Genomic DNA, 20,647 nt, shown 5'->3' with positions numbered 1-20,647 from the left:
AGGGTTTAATGTCAAGAAATTAGCAAATTCAGCTATAATTTGACAAATCTTTTTTTATCTCATTGGATTACGTGTAAAATATGAAATTCCTCTATGATTTTTTCCCTATCTTATTATTTTTTATTGCATATAAGACCACAGATATTTATGTTGCAACTGCCGTTGCTATTGTTGCCTCGTTAATTCAAGTCATAACTTACCGCATTCAACATCGTCGCTATGACAATATGCAACTGGTTACACTAGCGATTGTTATTGTCTTTGGCGGAATGACATTAGTCTTGCACGACGAAACTTTTATTAAATGGAAACCCACCTTAATCGATTTCGTCTTTGCAGGTGCATTACTTGCTAGTCAATTCATTGGAGAGAAAAATTTGATACAGCGCATGTTAGAAACCGCTGTACAAGTGACGACAACCCAAGTCTGGCAACATTTAAATTATGCATGGATAGGCTTTTTTATTGTCATGGGATTCTTAAATTTATACGTTGCTTTCCATTTTGAAACAGACACATGGGTTAACTTTAAACTCTTTGGGACAATGGGATTAACCATGTTGTTTATTATCTTTCAAAGCCTCTACTTAGCACGCTATATCGAAGAAGAAACAACATCAATGACGCAGTGAGTAGGTCATCATGTTAGAAACGACAATTTATTTTTCCGCAGAAGAAGTCGCCCAATTATTAAAGGCATTGCGATTCTCTGCCGATAAACACCGCGACCAACGACGACGTGATAAACAAGTATCACCCTACATTAATCACCCAATTCAGGTCGCTACCTTACTCTGGGAGGTGGGAAAAGTCTATGATATAGCGGTTATTATCGCCGCACTATTGCACGATACCTTAGAAGATACCAATACACAGGCAGACGAAATTCAAAACTTATTCGGTCTAACCGTGTTAAACATCGTTCAAGAAGTGACAGACGATAAAAGTCTGGAAAAAGCCGAGCGTAAACGCTTACAAGTGGAACGTGCGCCCCATAAATCCCATTCCGCTAAATTGGTGAAATTAGCAGATAAAATCTGTAATGTGCGCGATATTCTTTACACACCGCCACAAACGTGGTCAGTCACACGCTGTTTAGAATATGTACAATGGAGTGAACAAGTTATTCAAGGCATACGTGGCGTTAACCCTATTTTAGAAGCAGAGTTCGACCAACTTGTCCAACAAACTCGCCAAGTGCTAACCGCCCGCCAATCGAGCCAAGTTGCTTAATGCGCGTGTGATTTTTCCCACGCTAATAATTGCTGTTTACGCGCAATCCCCCAGCGATAATTGCCCAACTCGCCCGATTGACGAATCACACGATGGCAAGGAATTAAGAAAGCAATATAATTTCTTGCCACAGCCTGCCCAACCGCCCGCGCCGCTTGCGGTTGCCCGAGTTGTCGCGCTAACGCGCCATAGCTAGTCGTACTTGCAAATGGGATATTTAATAATTGCTTCCAGACTTGTTGTTGAAATGCTGAACCTTGCAGACATAGCGTAACAGCAGGTGCAGGCTGAAAAATGGCTGACATCAACGGAGCAGTTTTTTCCTGTGCCTGAATACAAGTTGCTTGTGACCAATGACGCATTAACGCTTGTTCAGCCCCTTCTATCGTGGTGGATAAACTGAAATAGCAAATTTCTTCCGCTTCTGTCATACCTAATAAACCCATACCGAATGGGGTCTGATGCTGACCATAATAAATCGTCATGGCTGTATCAGCGGATAATGTATGAATGTTTATCATTTTCGAAACCTCACTGTCCACATTTAAAAGAGTTATGATTCATAAAAATACTTAAACAGTAACAGTGTAGCCAAAAATCCAAAAAATTAAGCGCGTTATCTTAATTAAACGAGATAACACGCTTTTTAAATTAATCTTTAAATATCAATAAATAATACTTTATTCCCACTCAATTGTTGCGGGTGGCTTACTGGATACGTCATAACAAACCCGTGAAATGCCAGCGACTTCATTGATAATCCGATTCGATAAAGTTTCTAATAATTCATAAGGCAAATGTGCCCAACGTGCTGTCATAAAGTCAATAGTTTCAACCGCTCGCAATGAAATGACATATTCGTATTTACGTGCATCGCCCATCACACCCACAGAACGCACAGGCAAGAAAACCGCAAAGGCTTGACTGGTTTTGTCATACCACCCTTGTTTACGCAATTCTTCAATAAAAATTGCATCCGCAAGACGCAAAATATCGGCATATTCTTTTTTCACTTCGCCCAAAATCCGCACGCCTAGCCCTGGACCAGGAAACGGATGACGATAAACCATTTCCATCGGTAAACCCAATTCTAAACCGAGTTTGCGCACTTCATCCTTGAATAATTCGCGCAAGGGTTCAACCAGTTTTAAATGCATTTTTTCAGGTAGCCCGCCAACATTATGATGTGATTTAATCACATGCGCTTTACCCGTTTTAGAGCCAGCGGATTCAATAACATCAGGATAAATCGTTCCTTGCGCTAACCAACGGAAACCTGTCCCGCGCTGATGTCCTTCTGCATCTAAACGCTTAGCTTCTTCTTCAAACACTTGAATAAATAAATTACCGATAATTTTACGTTTTTGCTCTGGGTCACTCACCCCTTGTAACGCGGTTAAAAAACGTTGTTCAGCATCGACTTTAATCACTTTAATGCCCAAATGTTGCGCAAACATCTGCATCACTTGCGCACCTTCATTCAAGCGTAACAAGCCGTTATCTACAAAAACACAAGTTAATTGTTGACCAATCGCACGATGCAATAACATGGCAACGACTGAGGAATCAACCCCGCCTGATAGCGCGAGCAAAACTTCTTCATCACCAACTTGCTGACGAATGGCTTGAATACTGTCTTCGATAATATTTTGTGATGTCCATAATGCTTCACAATGACAAATTGTATGTACAAAGCGTTGTAAAATATATAAACCTTGCTTCGTATGTGTCACTTCAGGATGAAACTGCACGCCATAAAACTGACGGCTTTCATCTGCCATACCTGCAATGGGTGAATTTTCACTAGCGGCAATCAGGGTAAAATTGGGCGGTAACGCGGTGACTTTATCCCCATGACTCATCCAAACATCTAACATGCCATGCCCTTCATCCGTCACATGGTCGGCAATGTCTTTTAATAACTGAGAATGCCCACGCGCCCGAATTTGTGCATATCCAAACTCGCGTAAATTAGAAGATTCTACTTTTCCGCCTAATTGTACTGCCATGGTTTGCATCCCATAGCAAATACCCAACACAGGCACGCCTAAAGTAAAGACGCAATCAGGCGCACGAAAATTGGTAACTGTATCAGTAACAGATTCAGGACTGCCAGATAGAATAATTCCTTTAGGATTAAAGGCTTTAATTGCCTCTGTTGGCATATCATACGCATGAATCTCGCAATAAACGCCGATTTCGCGAATACGACGGGCAATCAGTTGGGTATATTGAGAACCAAAATCTAAAATTAGGATTCGATGAGCGTGGATGTTTTGCATAGTCAATTCACTACAGTTTCGCGTGGCGTGCTGAAAGAAAAGAGGGGAATTGTAGCATAGGGGATAACAAACGAGCGTTTGTTTTTAGACATGAACTAATTTTTCTAAGAAAAATCAGATAAAATAGTTTAAAGACTAGATATTGATTTTATGGAAAAAACATAAAAAAAGCCGTTACTTTTTGGGAGTAACGGCTTAATTATTACTTAGACAAGTAATGGTTTATAAAGGGATACATACGGAAGTTTGTAAACCTTTAGGACCCATCTGGGCTTCAAATTGCACGGCTTGACCTTCTTTTAAGGTCTTGAAACCGCCAGATTGAATAGTGGAGAAATGGACGAATACGTCTTTACCACCGTCATCAGGGGCTAAAAAGCCGAAGCCTTTAGATTCGTTAAACCACTTAACTGTACCTGTTTGCATGAAAAAATCCTCAATGTTGATTAATGTAGATTAGAGAGGAAGGCAAACAGAAGTTTGCAAGCCTTTAGGACCCATCTGGGCTTCAAATTGTACGGCTTGACCTTCTTTTAAGGTCTTGAAACCGCTGGACTGGATGGTGGAGAAATGAACGAACACGTCTTTACCGCCATTATCAGGAGCTAAAAAGCCGAAGCCTTTAGATTCGTTAAACCACTTAACTGTACCTGTTTGCATGAAAAAATCCTCAATGTTGATTATTAATGTAGATTAGAGAGGAAGGCAAACAGAAGTTTGCAAGCCTTTAGGACCCATTTGGGCTTCAAATTGCACGGCTTGACCTTCTTTTAAGGTCTTGAAACCGCTGGATTGGATGGTGGAGAAATGAACGAATACGTCTTTGCTACCGTCATCAGGGGCTAAAAAGCCGAAGCCTTTAGATTCGTTAAACCACTTAACTGTACCTGTTTGCATGAAAAAATCCTCAATGTTGATTATTAATGTAGATTAGAGAGGAAGGCAAACAGAAGTTTGCAAGCCTTTAGGACCCATTTGGGCTTCAAATTGTACGGCTTGACCTTCTTTTAAAGTCTTAAAACCGCTGGATTGAATAGTGGAGAAATGTACGAATACATCTTTGCCACCATTATCAGGGGCTAAAAAGCCGAAGCCTTTAGATTCGTTAAACCACTTAACTGTACCTGTTTGCATGAAAAATCCTCAGTGCTGAAAATTAAAGAGGAATGCAAACAGAAGTTTGCAAGCCTTTAGGGCCCATTTGGGCTTCAAATTGCACGGCTTGACCTTCTTTTAAAGTCTTGAAACCGCTGGATTGGATAGTAGAGAAATGGACGAACACATCTTTACCACCGTCATCAGGAGCTAAAAAGCCGAAGCCTTTAGATTCATTAAACCACTTAACTGTACCTGTTTGCATGAAAAATCCTCAGTGCTGAAAAATTAAAGAGGAATGCAAACAGAAGTTTGCAAGCCTTTAGGGCCCATTTGGGCTTCAAATTGTACGGCTTGACCTTCTTTTAAAGTCTTGAAACCGCTGGATTGGATAGTAGAGAAATGGACGAACACATCTTTACCACCGTCATCAGGAGCTAAAAAGCCGAAGCCTTTAGATTCGTTAAACCACTTAACTGTACCTGTTTGCATGAAAAATCCTCAGTGCTGAAAAATTAAAGAGGAATGCAAACAGAAGTTTGCAAGCCTTTAGGACCCATTTTTGCTTCAAATTGTACGGCTTGACCTTCTTTTAAAGTCTTGAAGCCGCTGGATTGAATAGTGGAGAAATGGACAAACACATCTTTACTGCCATCATCAGGCGCAAGAAAGCCAAAACCCTTAGATTCGTTAAACCACTTTACAGTGCCTGTTTGCATGAAAAAAAAACCTCATTTACTTGTTTAATACCTACTACCATCATTACTTTGTAAAATGACAGCATTACTTCGCTTGAAAAATAACTCATTAGAAACAGCTTTATTGTATGTTTTATTAATAGTTATTTTTTCTGCGTTCTTATTTGATGTGACATAAAAAGAGTGTCACATCCACTTAAATAATGACTTGTATAGTTTTTTCTAAACAAGTTATTAATATCATTATTATAAATCGGTTACAAATAGGGCACACATACGGTTGCTTGAGGACCTTTAGGACCTAATTGTGATTCAAACTCAACTTTTTGCCCTTCTTTTAAGAGGGATTTAAAGCCTTCTTCTCTAATTGACGAGTAGTGTATTAACACGTCTCGACTGCCATCCTCTGGTACTATAAAGCCATATCCTCTTAGCTCATCAAACCACTTTATTGTTCCCGTCTGCATACTTATTTTCCTGTCTACGCATTGTATGAAAACGTGCAGGTTGTAAGGCAAGGTTATACGAGTTCAAAGCTAAAAAGTCACTTCATTATCGTTATATCACGCTAACAACCTGCATGATTGCTAGTTAAGGTTGTTTTTAGTTGATATACCTAAGATTGACAACTTGAGACCAGTAACAATTTTTGTGATGGTCTCTTAAAATTATTATCGCATTTTCTCTAAAAGAAAAGCCTTTATATTGCTTTAATGTTGCTTTTTTATGAAAAACTCAATAAACCATTCAATTTTAAATTTAGCTTTACATAAAAAGCATTTTCAATATCAACAAAAAACAAACTTAATCAGTGTGATATTTGATTTCTATCAAGGTCACGGTTGTTAAGATAATATATTTTTTTGATGTCAGCAAGCCTTTATTTATAGTGCATTGCAACAGTTTATTTCTCAATAAGGGATTATACAGATAAATTCATATAAATTTTTTTATTAACTCTGACTATCTTCTCTGTCGAGAATAGTACAAAAATGGGAGATTTTCGAGGTAGTGATAAGAATATAAAGGTTTTTTATTGTTAAAGGGCTTTATGATTTTTTTATTTATAGGTGGGAGAATATATGTAATTTTTTGAGGCAAGAAATAATAAAACGTGGAAAATCTGGCGGATAGCGAATATATGATTATTTTTTTACAATGAAATACTAGAAAGTCAAAAAAGGCGGCGTATTTATTACTGATACGAACCAAGTGATGAGACACTGTTGCCAGTAAAAAAGTCACGAAGGGTGATTGATAAGCAAAGGAGAGTGTACGGCTAAACAAATAAATTTTCTCAATATAAAAATAAAATACAACAGTTTGTTGCTGATAAGTCTTTACTGTGACCCTGCAACAAGTTAAATCTGGAGAGGATACGACTGTGCGGAAAAACACTACTGACAGCTACACTTAAAAAACTAATGAACAATATAGTCAAAAATAGTAAACCAATTCTTTGAGAAAGTATAGCATTATTCTGATTTTTTTATGGGGATAATCATGGATACCTTAAATGTAGATAAAGATATCCATGATTAATCAGGGGTTGTAAACAGTCTTATATAGCCTTAATGCCTTGAATCAACGCGGCAGCCATGGCTTGACCATCCCCGTATAACATGCGGCTGTTATCCGCATAGAATAGGTGATTTTCCACGCCTGAGAAGCCTGTCCCTTGTCCACGTTTGATAACAATGACGTTTTTCGCTTTATCGGCGTTTAAAATCGGCATTCCATAAATAGGACTTTCAGGATTTGTCCGCGCAACAGGGTTTACAACATCATTCGCACCAATGACTAAAGCAACATCGGTTCTTTCAAACTCTTCATTGATTTCTTCAAGGTCGAAAATCATGTCATAGGGTACACCTGCCTCGGCTAATAAGACGTTCATATGTCCTGGCATCCGCCCTGCGACGGGGTGAATCGCAAATTTAACCCGCACGCCACGCTCATCCAATAATTTCGCTAATTCCCAAATTTTATGCTGTGCTTGTGCAACAGCCAGCCCATAACCTGGAATAATCACGACTTGTTCTGCATACGCCATCATCACGGCTGCGTCGCTTGCTTCAATGGGTTTCAAGCTCCCTGTTACGCTCTCTTCTCCTGCACTTGCGGTTTCACCAAAGGATTTGAATAAGACATTGCTGATAGGACGGTTCATGGCTTTTGCCATTAATTGGGTGAGTAATGTACCTGATGCACCAACGACAGTTCCCGCAATAATCATGGCAGCGTTACCAATAACAAAGCCTTCAAAACCCACTGCTAACCCTGTTAAGGCATTGAATAGGGAGATAACCACAGGCATATCCGCCCCGCCAATCGGTAGGGTCATTAAAATACCGAATATCACCGCTAAGACAAAGAAAATAATGACTAAATAGGGATTAGGAACAATTAAATTGATAATGCCTAAGAGCACTAAACCCGCAAACAGAATTAAGTTAATTAACTGTTGATGCGGATAGCGAACGGTTCTCTTCATCCAGCCTTGTAGTTTTGCAAAGGCAATTAAAGAACCTGAGAAGGCGATACTACCAATTAATGCCCCTGCAACAGCTAAGGTTTGCACGGTTAAATTGCTGTCTAAAGTCCCTTGGCTAAATTTACTTAATTCAACCCCTGCAATCGCAGCCGCCGCACCGCCCCCCATGCCGTTATATAAGGCAATCATTTGTGGCATATCGGTCATTGCAACTTTTTTCGCCGTTACCCATGCCAGCGTTGAACCGATTGCAATGGCTAAAATCATTAAAATGAAATTACTCATGTGCGGTGTTAAGAAGGTGACTAAGGTCGCTATCACCATCCCTATCCCTGCCCAAACAATCCCCCCGCGTGCAGTGACGGGAGAGCTCATTTTCCGCAAGCCTAAAATAAACAAGAGCGCGGCGGCAAAATAAACCGCTTCAATTATAGGTACTGCCCACGAGTTTGCCTGTACAGGTATCGGATGACCGCTATCTTGTGCAATTAATTGCTCTAAATGGGCTAAACCTTCTTTCTGTTCTTGCAAGGCTTTTTGAATATCTGTTACGGGTGCTGTCACTTCGCACCTCCCTTGCTACTCTTGAACATTTCTAGCATCCGTTCTGTAACCACATAACCACCAACGGCATTCCCTGCGGCAAGAATGACCCCAATAAAACCAACAATTTGTTCTGTTGTCCCTTCCGCATGACCTAACGCAATCATCGCTCCAACCAGTACAATCCCATGCACAAAGTTAGAGCCAGACATTAACGGCGTGTGTAAAATCACAGGGACGCGAGAAATAACCTCGTAGCCTGTAAACGCCGCTAACATAAAAATATACAGTGCGGTAAACCCTTCAATCATGATTTTGTTCCTTCCACTAAAGCCCGTGTTGGTGCGTGTTTAATTTCACCCGCATGGGTTAAGGTGCAGCCCGCAATAATTTCATCCTGCCAATTAATTTCTAATTGCCCGTTTTTGACAAATAACGACAGCAAGTTGAATAAATTCTTTGCATACATCTCACTGGCGTGGGTTGGCATTTGGCTCGGGACATTTAACGGCGCGTGAATCGTCACACCTTGATGGACAATGGTTTGTCCAGATTGGCATAACTCACAGTTGCCGCCCCCTTCAGCCGCTAAATCGACCACCACAGAACCGACCGCCATTGCTTCCACCATGGCACGGGTAATAATTTTCGGTGAAGGACGACCGGGGATTGCAGCGGTTGTGATGACCACATTCGCAGCTGCAATATGTTTCGCTAAAACATCCTGTTGTTGCTGTTTCTCTTCTGCTGTCAACTCACGAGCATAGCCGCCTACACCTTCCGCTTTTACACCAGTATCCACAAACTTCGCGCCTAAAGATTGCACTTGCTCTTTAGTGGCAGAGCGCACATCGTAGCCCTCTACAATTGCGCCTAACCGCCGAGCGGTTGCAATTGCTTGTAAGCCTGCGACACCTGCGCCAATGACCAATACTTTTGCAGGGCGTATCGTACCTGCCGCCGTTGTCAACATGGGGAAAAAGACGTTGGATAAATCGGCGGCTTGTAAAACGGCTTTATAGCCTGCAACCGCTGCTTGTGAAGATAATGCATCCATAGACTGCGCCCGCGAAATACGTGGCACTAATTCCATAGCAAGACTCGTAATTTGCTTATCTCGCATTTTAGCAACCCGTTCAGGGTAACGATGCGGAGACATAAAACCAATCACAATCGTGCCTGCTTTCATCTGGTCGATTTCTGCGTCAGTCGGCGGATTTACTTTTAAAACAATATCCGCTTGCTGATATAACGCGCTTGCAGTGTCGATAATTTGCACATCTTTAAAAGCACCATCGGGAAAAAACGCCCGTTGACCGAAGTCTTTTTCAATTAAGACAGTCGCGCCTAACTTCACTAAGCGTCCTGCTACGTCTGGCACAAGTGCTATACGCCGTTCTTCTGGCGTAAGCTCCGTTGGTACTGCCACATAAATGGGCATGTTGACTCGCCTCCAAGTAATACGTTGAGGTTTAATAAGTTGTATTGAAAAATATCATCCCCTTCAATACTTAGGGGGGTATTTATCATATAGTCTGATTATGTGCAGTTGCAATAATTTTTCTAAAAATAAATGTGAAAATAAGTTATAACAAGTCAATTATTTAATAAAAAAGATATTTTTTTAGAATATTATTGGTTCATACCTGAAAAAAATATCGAAAAGAATTACTTTTTTTTAGAATAACATCGGTTTTTTTTATAGAATGGTCAAAAATAAGGATAAAAAAAATTTATTGAAAGAATTAATTTTATGCGGGGTATCGCCCTTATTAGCTGATACAGAAGATGTGTTAAACCTTTTAAACTATATCCCCTATGATAAATTCACGATGGGGACTCACTGATAACGCTAAATTAGTGCGTCTCTTTAACCAGACTTGACGATAGCGTACTCGCATAGGCTCGTGCCTGATTATGAATTTACTGACTGATTATCAAAACTTATCGCTATTATATGAAAGTGCAACTTCGCTGATTTATCGTGGCATACGAGCGATTGATCAACAACGTATTATCTTAAAAGTCTTAAAAGAAGAATACCCTTCACTTTCTGAGTTAAGCCGTTATCAACAAGAATATGAGATTACCAAAGCGTTTCAACATGAGGGCATTATCCAAGTTTATGCGTTAGAAAAACATCAACATGGATTAATGATTGTCGTTGAAGATTTTGGCGGAGACTCTTTAAAGATTTTAAGAACACAACGCACTTTTAATATTGAAGAAAATTTAAATATCGCTTGCCGTTTAGCAAGCATCCTTGCTGATATTCACGCCGCAAATGTAATTCATAAAGATATTAATCCCAGTAATATCGTTTTTAACCCCATTAGCCAACAATTAAAAATTATCGATTTTGGCATTTCTAGCCGTTTACCCCGTGAAATCCCCAGTTTAAAAAATCCGCATCAATTAGAAGGAACTCTCGCCTATGTTTCTCCAGAACAAACGGGACGAATGAACCGCTTTATCGACTATCGAACGGATTTCTACGCCTTAGGCGTTACCTTATACGAACTCTTTACAGGCAAATTACCTTTTGATGAATCCGATTCACTGACTTTAGTCCATTGTCATTTAGCAAAAAATCCAATTCCCCCCCATCAATTAAATTCTAATATCCCACTAACACTGTCAAATATTATTTTAAAACTCATGGAAAAGATGGCAGAGAACCGCTATCAAAATGCGTGGGGATTACAAGCAGATTTAGAAACTTGTTTGCAGGCATGGCGTAAAAATCAAATGATTCCCCTATTTCCACTGGGGCAACAGGATAAAACGGATAAATTTCAAATTCCGCAAAAACTTTACGGGCGCGATCATGAAATCATCTGTTTAATGGATACCTTTGCCCGTGTTTGTCAGGGTAAAACGGAATTACTGTTAGTCAGTGGTTTTTCTGGTGTTGGTAAATCTTTTTTAATCAATGAAGTCTATAAACCACTGACGGAAAAACGCGGCTATTTTATCAGTGGTAAATATGAGCAATATCAGCGCAATATCCCGTATTTTGCATTTACACAAGCATTTAACGAATTTTGTAACACCATTCTGGCAGAAAGTGCGCAACAACTCGCTATTTGGCAAGAAAAAATTTTAGTCGCCGTTAAAGAAAATGGGCAAGTGCTTATCGACATCATTCCCCGTTTAGCCCTTATCATTGGTGAACAACCCCCTGTTGCTCCCGTCAGTGCGCAAGAAGCACAAAACCGCTTTAATCTTGTCTTTCAAGCCTTTTTAAACGCCTTGGGACGCGATGAACATCCCCTCGTGATTTTTATCGACGATTTACAATGGGCAGATACCGCTTCGCTATATCTCCTAAAAAGTTTACTTGCTAACAATCACAGTCGTTATTCCTTACTCATCGGTGCGTATCGAGACAATGAAGTTGATAAAACACATCCACTGAATCATCTATTAACCGACATTCCCCCCACAGTTATTACAAATATTTATCTGAATAATTTGGCATATTCACATGTTAATGCATTAATTGCTGATGCTTTATTATGCAATGTGCAACAAACTCATACCCTGACTGAATTGGTTTACCAAAAAACTCAAGGTAACGCTTTTTTTACAACCGCCTTTTTAAAATCGTTACATGACGAATCTTTGATTCAATTCGATGTTAAGCAAGGCGCGTGGGGTTGGGATGTGCCACGGATTCAGGCAAAAAATCTGACTGATAATGTTTTAATTCTGATGGCGGGTAAAATATATCAATTTCCTGCCGTTACTCAGCGCGTTTTACAACTGGCCGCCTGCATTGGCAATCAATTTGATTTATATACTTTATCGCTTATTAATGCCCAATCGCCAACTATCACCTTACAACAACTGTGGTTAGCCCTGTACGAAGGCTTGATTATTCCCTTAGATAATCATTACAAATTCATCAAAGACAGTGAATATCATATAACAGACCATTTACTTGCTAGTAAAACGCTTTTTAAATTTCAACATGATAAAGTGCAACAAGCCGCATATTCCTTATTAACCACAACAGAAAGCACACAAATACATTTACAAATTGGACGATTACTTTTTGCCAATACAGCGACAAAACAGCTAGACGATAAATTATTTGATATCGTCAATCAGTGGAATGTTGGCATTTCTCTCATGAATGATGCTGAAGAATGCCGACAATTAGCCGAATTAAATTGTCTCGCGGGTGAAAAAGCTAAAACCGCTGCTGCCTATTTACCTGCACTGAATTATTTACAAACAGGATTGAGCTTATTAGGCGAACAACGCTGGCAACAGCACTACCACTTGAGTTTACGACTTACAGAGCAAGCCGCCGAAGCCGCTTATTTAAATACCCAGTTTGCTCAGATGCAGACCTTAGCCGAACAAGTGCTACAACATGCACGAGAGTTGCTTGATAAAGTAAAAATTTATCATGTCATGATTCAAGCACATATTGCTCAAAATCAGCCAAGCCAAGCAGTGCAAACGGCAATGACCATTTTACGATTATTAGGCGTGAAATTCCCGACTCATCCCAGAGCATGGCATATACACTTAAGTCTATGGCAAACACGTTGGCTATTATGGCGACATCCCATAGAAACACTTAATCAACACCCCCCGATGACTGACCCGCGCTGTCTTGCCGTGATGCGCATTTTATCCAGCGTGAGCTTTGCCAGTTATTACGTACAACCTGACTTATTCATTCTGATTTCATTAAAACTGGTTCAACTCTCCATTAAAAATGGTAATACCGCATCGGCAGCGATTGCTTACGCCAGCTATGGCTTAATACTCTGCTACGTCACGGGGGATATTGAACTGGGCTACCAATTCGGACAATTAGCCCTACAAATGCTTGAACAATTTCCCCAAAATGAATTTAAAGCCAAAACTATTTTTATGGTTAATATCTTCATTCATCATTGGAAAGAGGATGTTAAAGAGACGCTAATCCCCTTTCAAAATAACTATTATCTGGGATTAGAATCAGGCGATTTAGAATCAGCCGCACTCTCCGCTTTTTTATATGTTTGTCATGCTTACTGTTCAGGGGGGCGCGAATTACAACGTTTAGAAGAAGAAAGTGCGAATTATTTACAAATTATAAAACAATTAAAACAAGAAATTACCTTACATCGCCATGCCATTTATCACCAAGCAATTGTTAATTTATTAGGACGTACTTCAGACCCTTGCAAACTCAGCGGGCAATATTTTGATGAAACGGTTTTACTCCCATTACACCAATTAAATAATAATAAAACTGTCCCCTTTCGCTTCTACTCTGCAAAACTAACTCTGTGTTATTGGTTTGAAAACTACAGCGAAGCGGCACAATGCGCACAACAAACTGCACACTATTTAGACGCGGGCAAAGCCTTATTTATTGTCCCGATTTTTATTTTTTACGATGCCCTCACTGCCTTACAACAATATGAAACGGCTTCTCCAACCGAACAAAAAGCCCTCCGCCATCGCATCCGCGCTAATCAACGCAAATTAAAACACTGGGCAGACCATGCCCCTATGAACTATTTACATAAATGGTGGTTAGTCGAAGCAGAAAAAGCCCGCGTATTCGGCAATCCTGACCGCTGTCATGCAGCATATGAACAAGCAATTTTATTAGCGCAAACCCATGAATATTTGCATGAGGAAGCCTTAGCCTGCGAATTAGCGGGCAAGTTTTATCTCGCCCGTCATAACCTACAATTAGCCCGTTTTTATTTACACGGTGCACATTATGCGTGGACACGCTGGGGCGCGTTAGCCAAAGCCCAGCAGTTAGAAAAGCGTTACCCACAGTTATTATCGTCTAAACAACTTAACACGCATCAACATGCGCAAAATACCCATACTGAAGAAGTTAGCCATGCTAATACGCAAAATTTAGACTTATTAAGCGTCTTAAAAGCCTCTCAAGCCATCGCCACAGAAATTGTTTTACCACACTTACTGACGCAATTAATGCGAATTGTCCTAGAAAATGCAGGAGCGCAACGCGGAGTCTTACTCCTAGAAAAACAAAGCCAATGGTTAATTGAAGCCGAAGGCAAATTAAATCCTTTACGAATTTCGGTTTTACAATCGCAATCTATCAATGCCGTCGAACAAACATCATTACCCATTTCTTTAATCAATTACGTTTTACGCACTCATGAAAGTATCAACTTAGCAGATGCACTTCATCGCGGGCAATTCATTCATGACCCTTATATTTTGCATCATCAAACAAAATCGATTCTTTGCTTACCACTGCTGAAAAAAAATGAATTAGGGGGGATTCTTTACTTAGAAAATTCACTGGCTACGGCTGTTTTTACCGAAGAACGTACCCAAATTTTAAATTTACTCAGTGCGCAATTACTGATTTCTATCGATAACGCCCGTTTATATCAATCATTACGCGAAAGTGAAGAACGTTTTCGTATTATTGCTGAAACCACCCCGTTAGCATTTTTACTCACTCGCCCGACCGATGGCTATATTCTTTATGCGAATCCACAAGCAAGCCTAACTTTTGGAATGCCTGAAGAACGTCTGCGACATGCTTACACAACAGACTTGTATCATAGCCCTAGCGAACAAACTCAAATCCTTTCACAATTTTGCCAAGAAGGGGTTTTGCGCGACTATGAAGTACAAATTAAACGCGGAGATGGTCAATTAATATGGGTTACGCTATTTATCGCCCCCGTCCTGTTTGAGCAACAACAAGTCTTGTTAAATACCTATTACGATATTACCGACCGTAAACGCATGGAACAAGAACGCTTGTTATTAGTACAAGAACGCGAAGCAAAAAATATCGCTTTACAACTGAATAAAGAAATACAGGCACAAAAAGAAGAGCTTGCCGATACTGTGGCGCAATTACAAAGTACACAACAACAATTAATTGAAGCGGAAAAAATGGCAGCCTTAGGCAATTTAGTGGCTGGGGTTGCACATGAATTAAATACGCCTATCGGCATCAGCATCACCGCCGCGTCGCAATTAGAATTAAATACCCAAGAGATTCAAACCCAATGCCAGCAAAACCTATTAAAACGTTCTGAATTAAATAACTACTTAGACAATGCTGTTCAAATCAGTCATTTACTACTGGTCAATTTGCGTCGTACCGCTGAACTAGTCAATACATTTAAACAAGTTGCCGTCGAGCAATCCAGTGAACCACTACAAGTTTTTAATATTAAAGCGCAATTACACAATATCTTATTAACGTTACAACCTTACTTTCAACAAACGGCCCACCAAGTACAGATTGATTGCCCCGAACAATTGCAATTAACCAGTTACCCCAATCTGTTCAGTCAAATTTTTACCCATTTAATTACCAATTCACTGACACACGGTTTTCGTTTTTTAGAGGCGGGAGAAATTATTATTAATGTCCATGATAGACTTGATCACCTTATTTTTATCTACCGCGATAATGGTTCAGGCATTCCACAGACGATTCAAGCACAATTATTCGAACCATTCGTAACCACAGAACGCCAACAAGGAAAAAGCGGGCTAGGGTTACACATTGTTTATAATTTAGTTGTTCATCATTTAAAAGGACAAATTAGTTACCACCCAACTGTACAAGGCGTACAGTTTTCCCTACGTTTCCCACATCACATAGACCAGTAACCCCTTACAACCCCCATTTATTCCGACATCCCCTGACTTTGCAAGGCAGACGGCTTAGACCATAATAACCCCACCTTTGTCCATCTGCGGTAACATCAAAAACGGCATGAATGCACGCTATTTACGAATCCGTTTACATTACTTACTCGGTATTATTTTACTCTGCATCGTTGCAGGCTTATTAGCCCTGTTAAGCCTACGCTTTCAGAAAACCATTGATATTACTGACAATAATCGTTACACCCTCTCGCCTATTAGCCAAGCCTTACTTGACCAATTTACCCAACCGCTAGCCATTCGCATCTATGCCCGCGATGACCAAACCGTCCGCGAGCCAATCGCCAATATTTTCACCCGTTACCAACGTTATAAACCCAACATTCAGCTCACCTTCATAGACCCTTACACCGCACCGCTAGAAGTGGAAAAAAAAGGGATTACGATGACTGAAGAAATCTTGCTGGAATACGCAGGGCAAAGTGTACATTTACAACAATCGCCTGAATTACTCAGCGAACAAGTTATTAGTGACGCATTACAAACTTTATTACGTCCCCACAAACGACAATTACGTTTTCTCACATGGCACGGAGAGCGCAGCCCCGTCAATAATGCCAATCATGACCTGAGCCATTGGGCAACCCAATTGAATAATAAAGGCTTTATTGTTGATACATTACAGTTTGATAAAACGCCAAAAATCCCCGAAGAAACGGATGTATTCATTATCGCCAGTCCCCAAGTATCATTATTGCCTGATGAAGTCGATAAAATTATTGAATTTATTGAAATGGGCGGGAATTTACTCTGGTTATTAGAACCTGAAGGCGTATTTGGTTTAGAACCACTGATGGAAAAACTCGGCATCATCATCCAACCTGGTTTGATTATTGACCCTGAAAGCCAAGTGCCGACTATGGCGACAGCAACACCTTATAAACAACATCCCATTATCGACAATTTTCCCTTTCGCTGTTTATTTCCCAAAGCTAGCGGTTTAATTGTCAGCCCACCTGATGAATGGCAAACCGATGATTTACTACTTACCGTCGATAATGCATGGTTAGAACGTGGCGATATAAGCCAACTGATTCAATATGATAAAGGGACAGACATTCCTGGCCCTTTAACGATTGCGGTCGCACTGAATCGCGCACTAAAAGCCAAAGCAAATAATGCACAAACTTCACCCGTAAAGCGTACACAACGCATTGTTGTTATTGGAGATGGTGATTTTTTATCAAATGCTTTTTTAGACAATGGCGGCAATGCCGAATTTGGAACACGTGTCATCAACTGGTTAAGTCAAGATGATAGTTTAATCCAAATTCCGACACAGGTTCGCCAAGATTTAACCCTAGATTTAAGCCAATACGAAGCGATTTTTTTAGGCGTATTATTTCTCATAATATTCCCCATAAGTTTTTTCAGCATGGCTTTAATCGTTTGGTTAAGACGGAGAAAAACATAAATGCGACAACGTTGGCTATTTATTACAACCCTATTTCTGCTCTCACTCGGGTTAGGTTCACTCAGCCTATTAACCACACCTGATGAACCTCAACCCATTAAAAAACCGCGTTTAACCACCTTAGACCCCAAACAAGTCCAAACAATCCGCATCGAACGCTTCAATAAAGACACCATTGTTTTTCAAAAAGATGCACAAGGTACTTGGCAAATTCGCGAACCATATCAACTACCTGCAAACCGTTTTCGGGTAGAAAATATCCTCACATTACTGACTAGCTCGCAATATTCCCCTTTAACAGGCGACAATATCAACCTTGCCGAATTAAAGCAGGGGATAGAGTTGCCGTTTTATTACACAATTGCCCCGAATGGGTTATTTTTGACCAAGCCGCTTTAGGGCTAGGGCTGGTCGTTGTCCCACTCCATTTAGATGACCGCCCCGAAAATATTGCCCAAATTATCAAAGAAGTCGAAGCAAAATTTTTACTCTTAGAAGGGTCTTTACAATGGAAACGCCTGTATCCATTACGACAATATTTCCGTAGCGTACAACAAATTGTCACTACCCAAGCCTTAAGCACCTCCGCATTCAGCGATGCCCGCATTGTAACCTTAAACCATTGGCTCCCCTTAGATAAAGACCAAGCGTTATATTCCTTACAAGCCCAAGAATCCGCACCTGATGCGTTAGCCACGATTGTTTATACAGCAGGCACAACAGGCAACCCGAAAGGCGTGATGTTAAGCCATCAAAATTTATTAACCAATGTGCGCTTATTGGCTGAAACGGCTGAAAATAGCGGCGTTGGATTTACAAAAGAAGATTTATTCCTCTCCTTTTTACCACTGTCCAATTTACTAGAACGTAACGCAGGCTACTATCTACCATTATATACAGCAACCCCCGTCGCCTTTGCCCGTTCTATCCCACAATTAGGGCAAGATTTAGCCCTATTACGCCCCACAGTCTTGATTTCCGTCCCCCGTATTTATGAACAAATTTATCAACGCATTCATAACCACATCGCAAAATACAATTTTTTTCAACGCTATTTATTTCAATTAACCTTGGAATTAGGCTGGCAACAATTTTGTTATGAACAAAAGCAACTCACTTGGCATCCTAAATTATGGATAGGGAAATGGTTACGCCGTTACATTGCAATGCCTGTTTTACGCAGTCTGGGCGGACGCTTACGCCTAGCCGTATGTGGCGGAACACCACTACCGCCCCCTGTTTCGCGTTTTTTTAGTGGACTGGGTTTAAATTTACTACAAGGTTATGGACTCATTGAAGCAAGCACAGTTATTACCGTAAATCGCCCACAGAATAATCAACCGACAAGCGTGGGTATCCCTTTACCACAAATAGAAATCAAACAAGCAGACAATGGCGAACTGCTCACTCGCAGTGCTTGCGTCATGTTAGGCTATTGGCATAACCCTGAATTAACAGAAAAAACGATTGATAACGAAGGCTGGTTACATACAGGCGATTTGGGCTATCAAGATGCGCAAGGACATTGGTATGTCACAGGCTATTTAAGTGATATCATTGTTTTACAATATGATAAACGAGTTATTCCACACGAAATAGAAAGTTTATTACAACAAGATTCACTGTGTCAGCAAATCTTAGTGATAGGCGACGGACAGCCCGCACTAGGTGCATTAATGGTGTTAAATCCTGAAACATGGCAATCTTTTGCCCAAACTTTAGCGGTTGCCATCAATAACCCTGAAAGTTTGCAACAAATAACTGTTAAAAAAGCGGTTTTAAATCGCCTTAATGCACACTTGCAAACCTTACCCACGTATTATCAATTACAGCATATCGCCTTATTTTTAAAACCATGGACAATAGAAGCGGGTTTATTAACACCTACACTTAAGCCTAAACGCGCCGCAATTTTGCAATATCACGCCACAGATGTTGCACGGTTATATGAACAAACGTAAGTTTTTCTTTTAACTTAACCTTAACCTGAGTACGGCGAGTTTCTTTTAAAAAGACAACAGCTTGTCTGAATCAGGATTCACAGGATTTTCAGAATTAGCAGGATTAAAAAGCGTCATTCACCCCCCCTTAATTTTTGGTTTGCGGGTTTTAAATCCTGCTAATCCTGTTAATCCTGAAAATTCTAATTCAGACAAGGTTTTAATCTTGTCTGGTGAATTCCGATGAAAAACAAGAGAGTAATCTCTGCCAGTCCTTCAACCCTTTTCGCGTGTTCCGACAGACCTGCTAGGTTTTTAAAACCTAGCAGGTATCTGTTTTATTTTATAAAACTCGCCGAACTCAAGTTATTTAATCTTTTTATAATACGTTTGCTATATCGGTTTATTAGACGGTCAGCCGAATATTGAAGTGATTGCGCATTTATGTCTTGCGTCAAAAGCAATATGGGATACGGCTGTTATACAGGGGCAACTTTATGCGCAAATGCCTAATGTGACAGAGTTTTTAAAGGGTTTAACTGAATCAACGTAAGGGCACAAAATTAACATCTTCTAATTGTTCTTGTTCGTAGCGATTACGTAAACGGGTGATTTTATATAGAATCTGATTCATGCCTTGCGCACCCACAGGAATAATCATCGACGCATTTAATGCTAATTGTTCTAATAATGGTTCGGGCACGGCTTCAGGCGCGGCGGTCACTAAAATCGCATCATAAGGCGCGTTTTCACTCCATCCCCATTTTCCATCACTTTGTTTAAACTTGATATTGTTGAATCCTAATAGGTTTAAACGTTCCTGTGCTTGTTCCGTTAAACTGGCGAGTAATTCCACCGTGTAAACTCTGGGCACTAATTGTGCTAAAACCGCTGTTTGATAACCGCAACCTGTTCCGACTTCTAAAACTGCGTTAGGAATGCCACGGCTGAGTAGAATTTCTGTCATTCGCGCGACGATGTAAGGTTGGGAAATGGTTTGCCCTTGTCCAATGGGTAGGGCGTAGTTGGCATAAGCATGACTGGCTAAGGCTTCGTCGATGAAAAAATGGCGCGGAGTTCGTTGAATCGCTTCTAAAACATCAGGGTGACGAATACCTTGATGTTGTAATAAGGTGATTAAACGTGCTGACTCTCGTCGTTGTTGTGGCGACATCGCAATGCGATTTGCGGAAATGGCAGGCATAAAGGATTTAAAATAAATACGGAAAAGTAATTAAGTGAGTCGCGTTTTAAAAACG

At 40.3% G+C, this 20,647-nt stretch carries 20 protein-coding genes; 6 read left to right on the top strand and 14 right to left on the bottom strand.

Annotation, left to right across the window (positions count from 1 at the left end; all coding sequences use genetic code 11):
- Positions 1–80: 80 nt before the first annotated feature.
- Positions 81–632: a septation protein A gene (locus BEGALDRAFT_RS17015; protein ID WP_002692169.1), complete on the top strand. Its 552-nt coding sequence runs from the start codon at positions 81–83 to the stop codon at positions 630–632.
- Between the two features lie 10 nt (positions 633–642).
- On the top strand, positions 643–1,233 hold the full coding sequence (locus tag BEGALDRAFT_RS17010) for an HD domain-containing protein (RefSeq protein WP_002692167.1): 591 nt from the start codon (positions 643–645) through the stop codon (positions 1,231–1,233).
- Here the strand turns inward: BEGALDRAFT_RS17010 and BEGALDRAFT_RS17005 are convergent.
- The 13 genes from BEGALDRAFT_RS17005 to BEGALDRAFT_RS16945 form a co-directional block, all read right to left on the bottom strand.
- Positions 1,230–1,754, bottom strand: coding sequence for a methylated-DNA--[protein]-cysteine S-methyltransferase (locus BEGALDRAFT_RS17005; RefSeq protein WP_002692165.1), 525 nt, complete (start codon positions 1,752–1,754; stop codon positions 1,230–1,232). The two genes, BEGALDRAFT_RS17010 and BEGALDRAFT_RS17005, sit on opposite strands and share 4 nt — an antisense overlap.
- Before the next feature lie 159 nt (positions 1,755–1,913).
- Positions 1,914–3,515: a glutamine-hydrolyzing GMP synthase gene (gene guaA / locus BEGALDRAFT_RS17000; RefSeq protein ID WP_002692163.1), complete on the bottom strand. Its 1,602-nt coding sequence runs from the start codon at positions 3,513–3,515 to the stop codon at positions 1,914–1,916.
- A 222-nt stretch (positions 3,516–3,737) separates the two neighbouring features.
- Complete coding sequence (locus tag BEGALDRAFT_RS16995; protein ID WP_002692162.1) at positions 3,738–3,941, bottom strand: cold-shock protein; 204 nt, start codon at positions 3,939–3,941, stop codon at positions 3,738–3,740.
- Positions 3,942–3,971: 30 nt separating this feature from the next.
- Positions 3,972–4,175, bottom strand: a complete 204-nt coding sequence (locus BEGALDRAFT_RS16990; RefSeq protein ID WP_002692157.1) for a cold-shock protein — start codon at positions 4,173–4,175, stop codon at positions 3,972–3,974.
- Positions 4,176–4,208: 33 nt separating this feature from the next.
- Positions 4,209–4,412 (bottom strand): cold-shock protein, encoded by a 204-nt coding sequence (locus BEGALDRAFT_RS16985; protein WP_002692159.1) that lies wholly within the window; start codon positions 4,410–4,412, stop codon positions 4,209–4,211.
- A 33-nt stretch (positions 4,413–4,445) separates the two neighbouring features.
- A complete protein-coding gene (locus BEGALDRAFT_RS16980; RefSeq protein ID WP_002692157.1) occupies positions 4,446–4,649 on the bottom strand; it encodes a cold-shock protein in 204 nt (67 codons plus the stop codon).
- 22 nt (positions 4,650–4,671) lie between these two features.
- The gene (locus BEGALDRAFT_RS16975; RefSeq protein WP_002692155.1) at positions 4,672–4,875 is read right to left on the bottom strand and encodes a cold-shock protein; all 204 of its coding nucleotides are present in this window, start codon (positions 4,873–4,875) and stop codon (positions 4,672–4,674) included.
- Between the two features lie 23 nt (positions 4,876–4,898).
- Positions 4,899–5,102 carry a cold-shock protein gene (locus BEGALDRAFT_RS16970; RefSeq protein WP_002692155.1) on the bottom strand — a complete coding sequence of 68 codons (204 nt, stop codon included), beginning with the start codon at positions 5,100–5,102 and terminating at the stop codon, positions 4,899–4,901.
- Positions 5,103–5,125: 23 nt separating this feature from the next.
- Complete coding sequence (locus BEGALDRAFT_RS16965; RefSeq protein ID WP_002692153.1) at positions 5,126–5,329, bottom strand: cold-shock protein; 204 nt, start codon at positions 5,327–5,329, stop codon at positions 5,126–5,128.
- Positions 5,330–5,565: 236 nt separating this feature from the next.
- Entirely contained in the window at positions 5,566–5,775 is a 210-nt protein-coding gene (locus tag BEGALDRAFT_RS16960) for a cold-shock protein (RefSeq protein ID WP_002692152.1), read from the bottom strand.
- 1,094 nt (positions 5,776–6,869) lie between these two features.
- Complete coding sequence (locus BEGALDRAFT_RS16955) at positions 6,870–8,366, bottom strand: NAD(P)(+) transhydrogenase (Re/Si-specific) subunit beta (protein ID WP_002692149.1); 1,497 nt, start codon at positions 8,364–8,366, stop codon at positions 6,870–6,872.
- Complete coding sequence (locus BEGALDRAFT_RS16950; protein WP_002692147.1) at positions 8,363–8,656, bottom strand: NAD(P) transhydrogenase subunit alpha; 294 nt, start codon at positions 8,654–8,656, stop codon at positions 8,363–8,365. The genes BEGALDRAFT_RS16955 and BEGALDRAFT_RS16950 overlap by 4 nt, the downstream gene beginning before the upstream one ends.
- On the bottom strand, positions 8,653–9,786 hold the full coding sequence (locus tag BEGALDRAFT_RS16945) for a Re/Si-specific NAD(P)(+) transhydrogenase subunit alpha (protein WP_002692145.1): 1,134 nt from the start codon (positions 9,784–9,786) through the stop codon (positions 8,653–8,655). Before BEGALDRAFT_RS16945 ends, BEGALDRAFT_RS16950 begins: the two co-directional genes overlap by 4 nt.
- 476 nt (positions 9,787–10,262) lie before the next feature.
- On the opposite strand from BEGALDRAFT_RS16945, the gene BEGALDRAFT_RS16940 reads away from it, so the two are divergent.
- The 4 genes from BEGALDRAFT_RS16940 (at position 10,263) to BEGALDRAFT_RS16925 (ending at position 19,409) form a co-directional block, all read left to right on the top strand.
- Positions 10,263–15,977 (top strand): AAA family ATPase, encoded by a 5,715-nt coding sequence (locus BEGALDRAFT_RS16940; protein WP_002692142.1) that lies wholly within the window; start codon positions 10,263–10,265, stop codon positions 15,975–15,977.
- A 106-nt stretch (positions 15,978–16,083) separates the two neighbouring features.
- On the top strand, positions 16,084–17,448 hold the full coding sequence (locus BEGALDRAFT_RS16935) for a GldG family protein (RefSeq protein WP_002692140.1): 1,365 nt from the start codon (positions 16,084–16,086) through the stop codon (positions 17,446–17,448).
- Positions 17,449–17,847: a hypothetical protein gene (locus BEGALDRAFT_RS19300; protein WP_040295021.1), complete on the top strand. Its 399-nt coding sequence runs from the start codon at positions 17,449–17,451 to the stop codon at positions 17,845–17,847.
- Positions 17,733–19,409 (top strand): AMP-dependent synthetase/ligase, encoded by a 1,677-nt coding sequence (locus tag BEGALDRAFT_RS16925; protein ID WP_081484213.1) that lies wholly within the window; start codon positions 17,733–17,735, stop codon positions 19,407–19,409. The genes BEGALDRAFT_RS19300 and BEGALDRAFT_RS16925 overlap by 115 nt, the downstream gene beginning before the upstream one ends.
- Positions 19,410–19,932: 523 nt before the next feature.
- Here the strand turns inward: BEGALDRAFT_RS16925 and BEGALDRAFT_RS16920 are convergent.
- Positions 19,933–20,592 (bottom strand): protein-L-isoaspartate(D-aspartate) O-methyltransferase, encoded by a 660-nt coding sequence (locus tag BEGALDRAFT_RS16920; RefSeq protein WP_002692138.1) that lies wholly within the window; start codon positions 20,590–20,592, stop codon positions 19,933–19,935.
- Between the last annotated feature and the right edge of the window lie 55 nt (positions 20,593–20,647).

Source organism: Beggiatoa alba B18LD, assembly GCF_000245015.1.
GTDB classification, from domain to species: Bacteria; Pseudomonadota; Gammaproteobacteria; order Beggiatoales; family Beggiatoaceae; genus Beggiatoa; species Beggiatoa alba.
The sequence above is the reverse complement of the archived record's forward strand: the minus strand, read 5'-3'. Positions and strand labels throughout refer to the sequence as shown.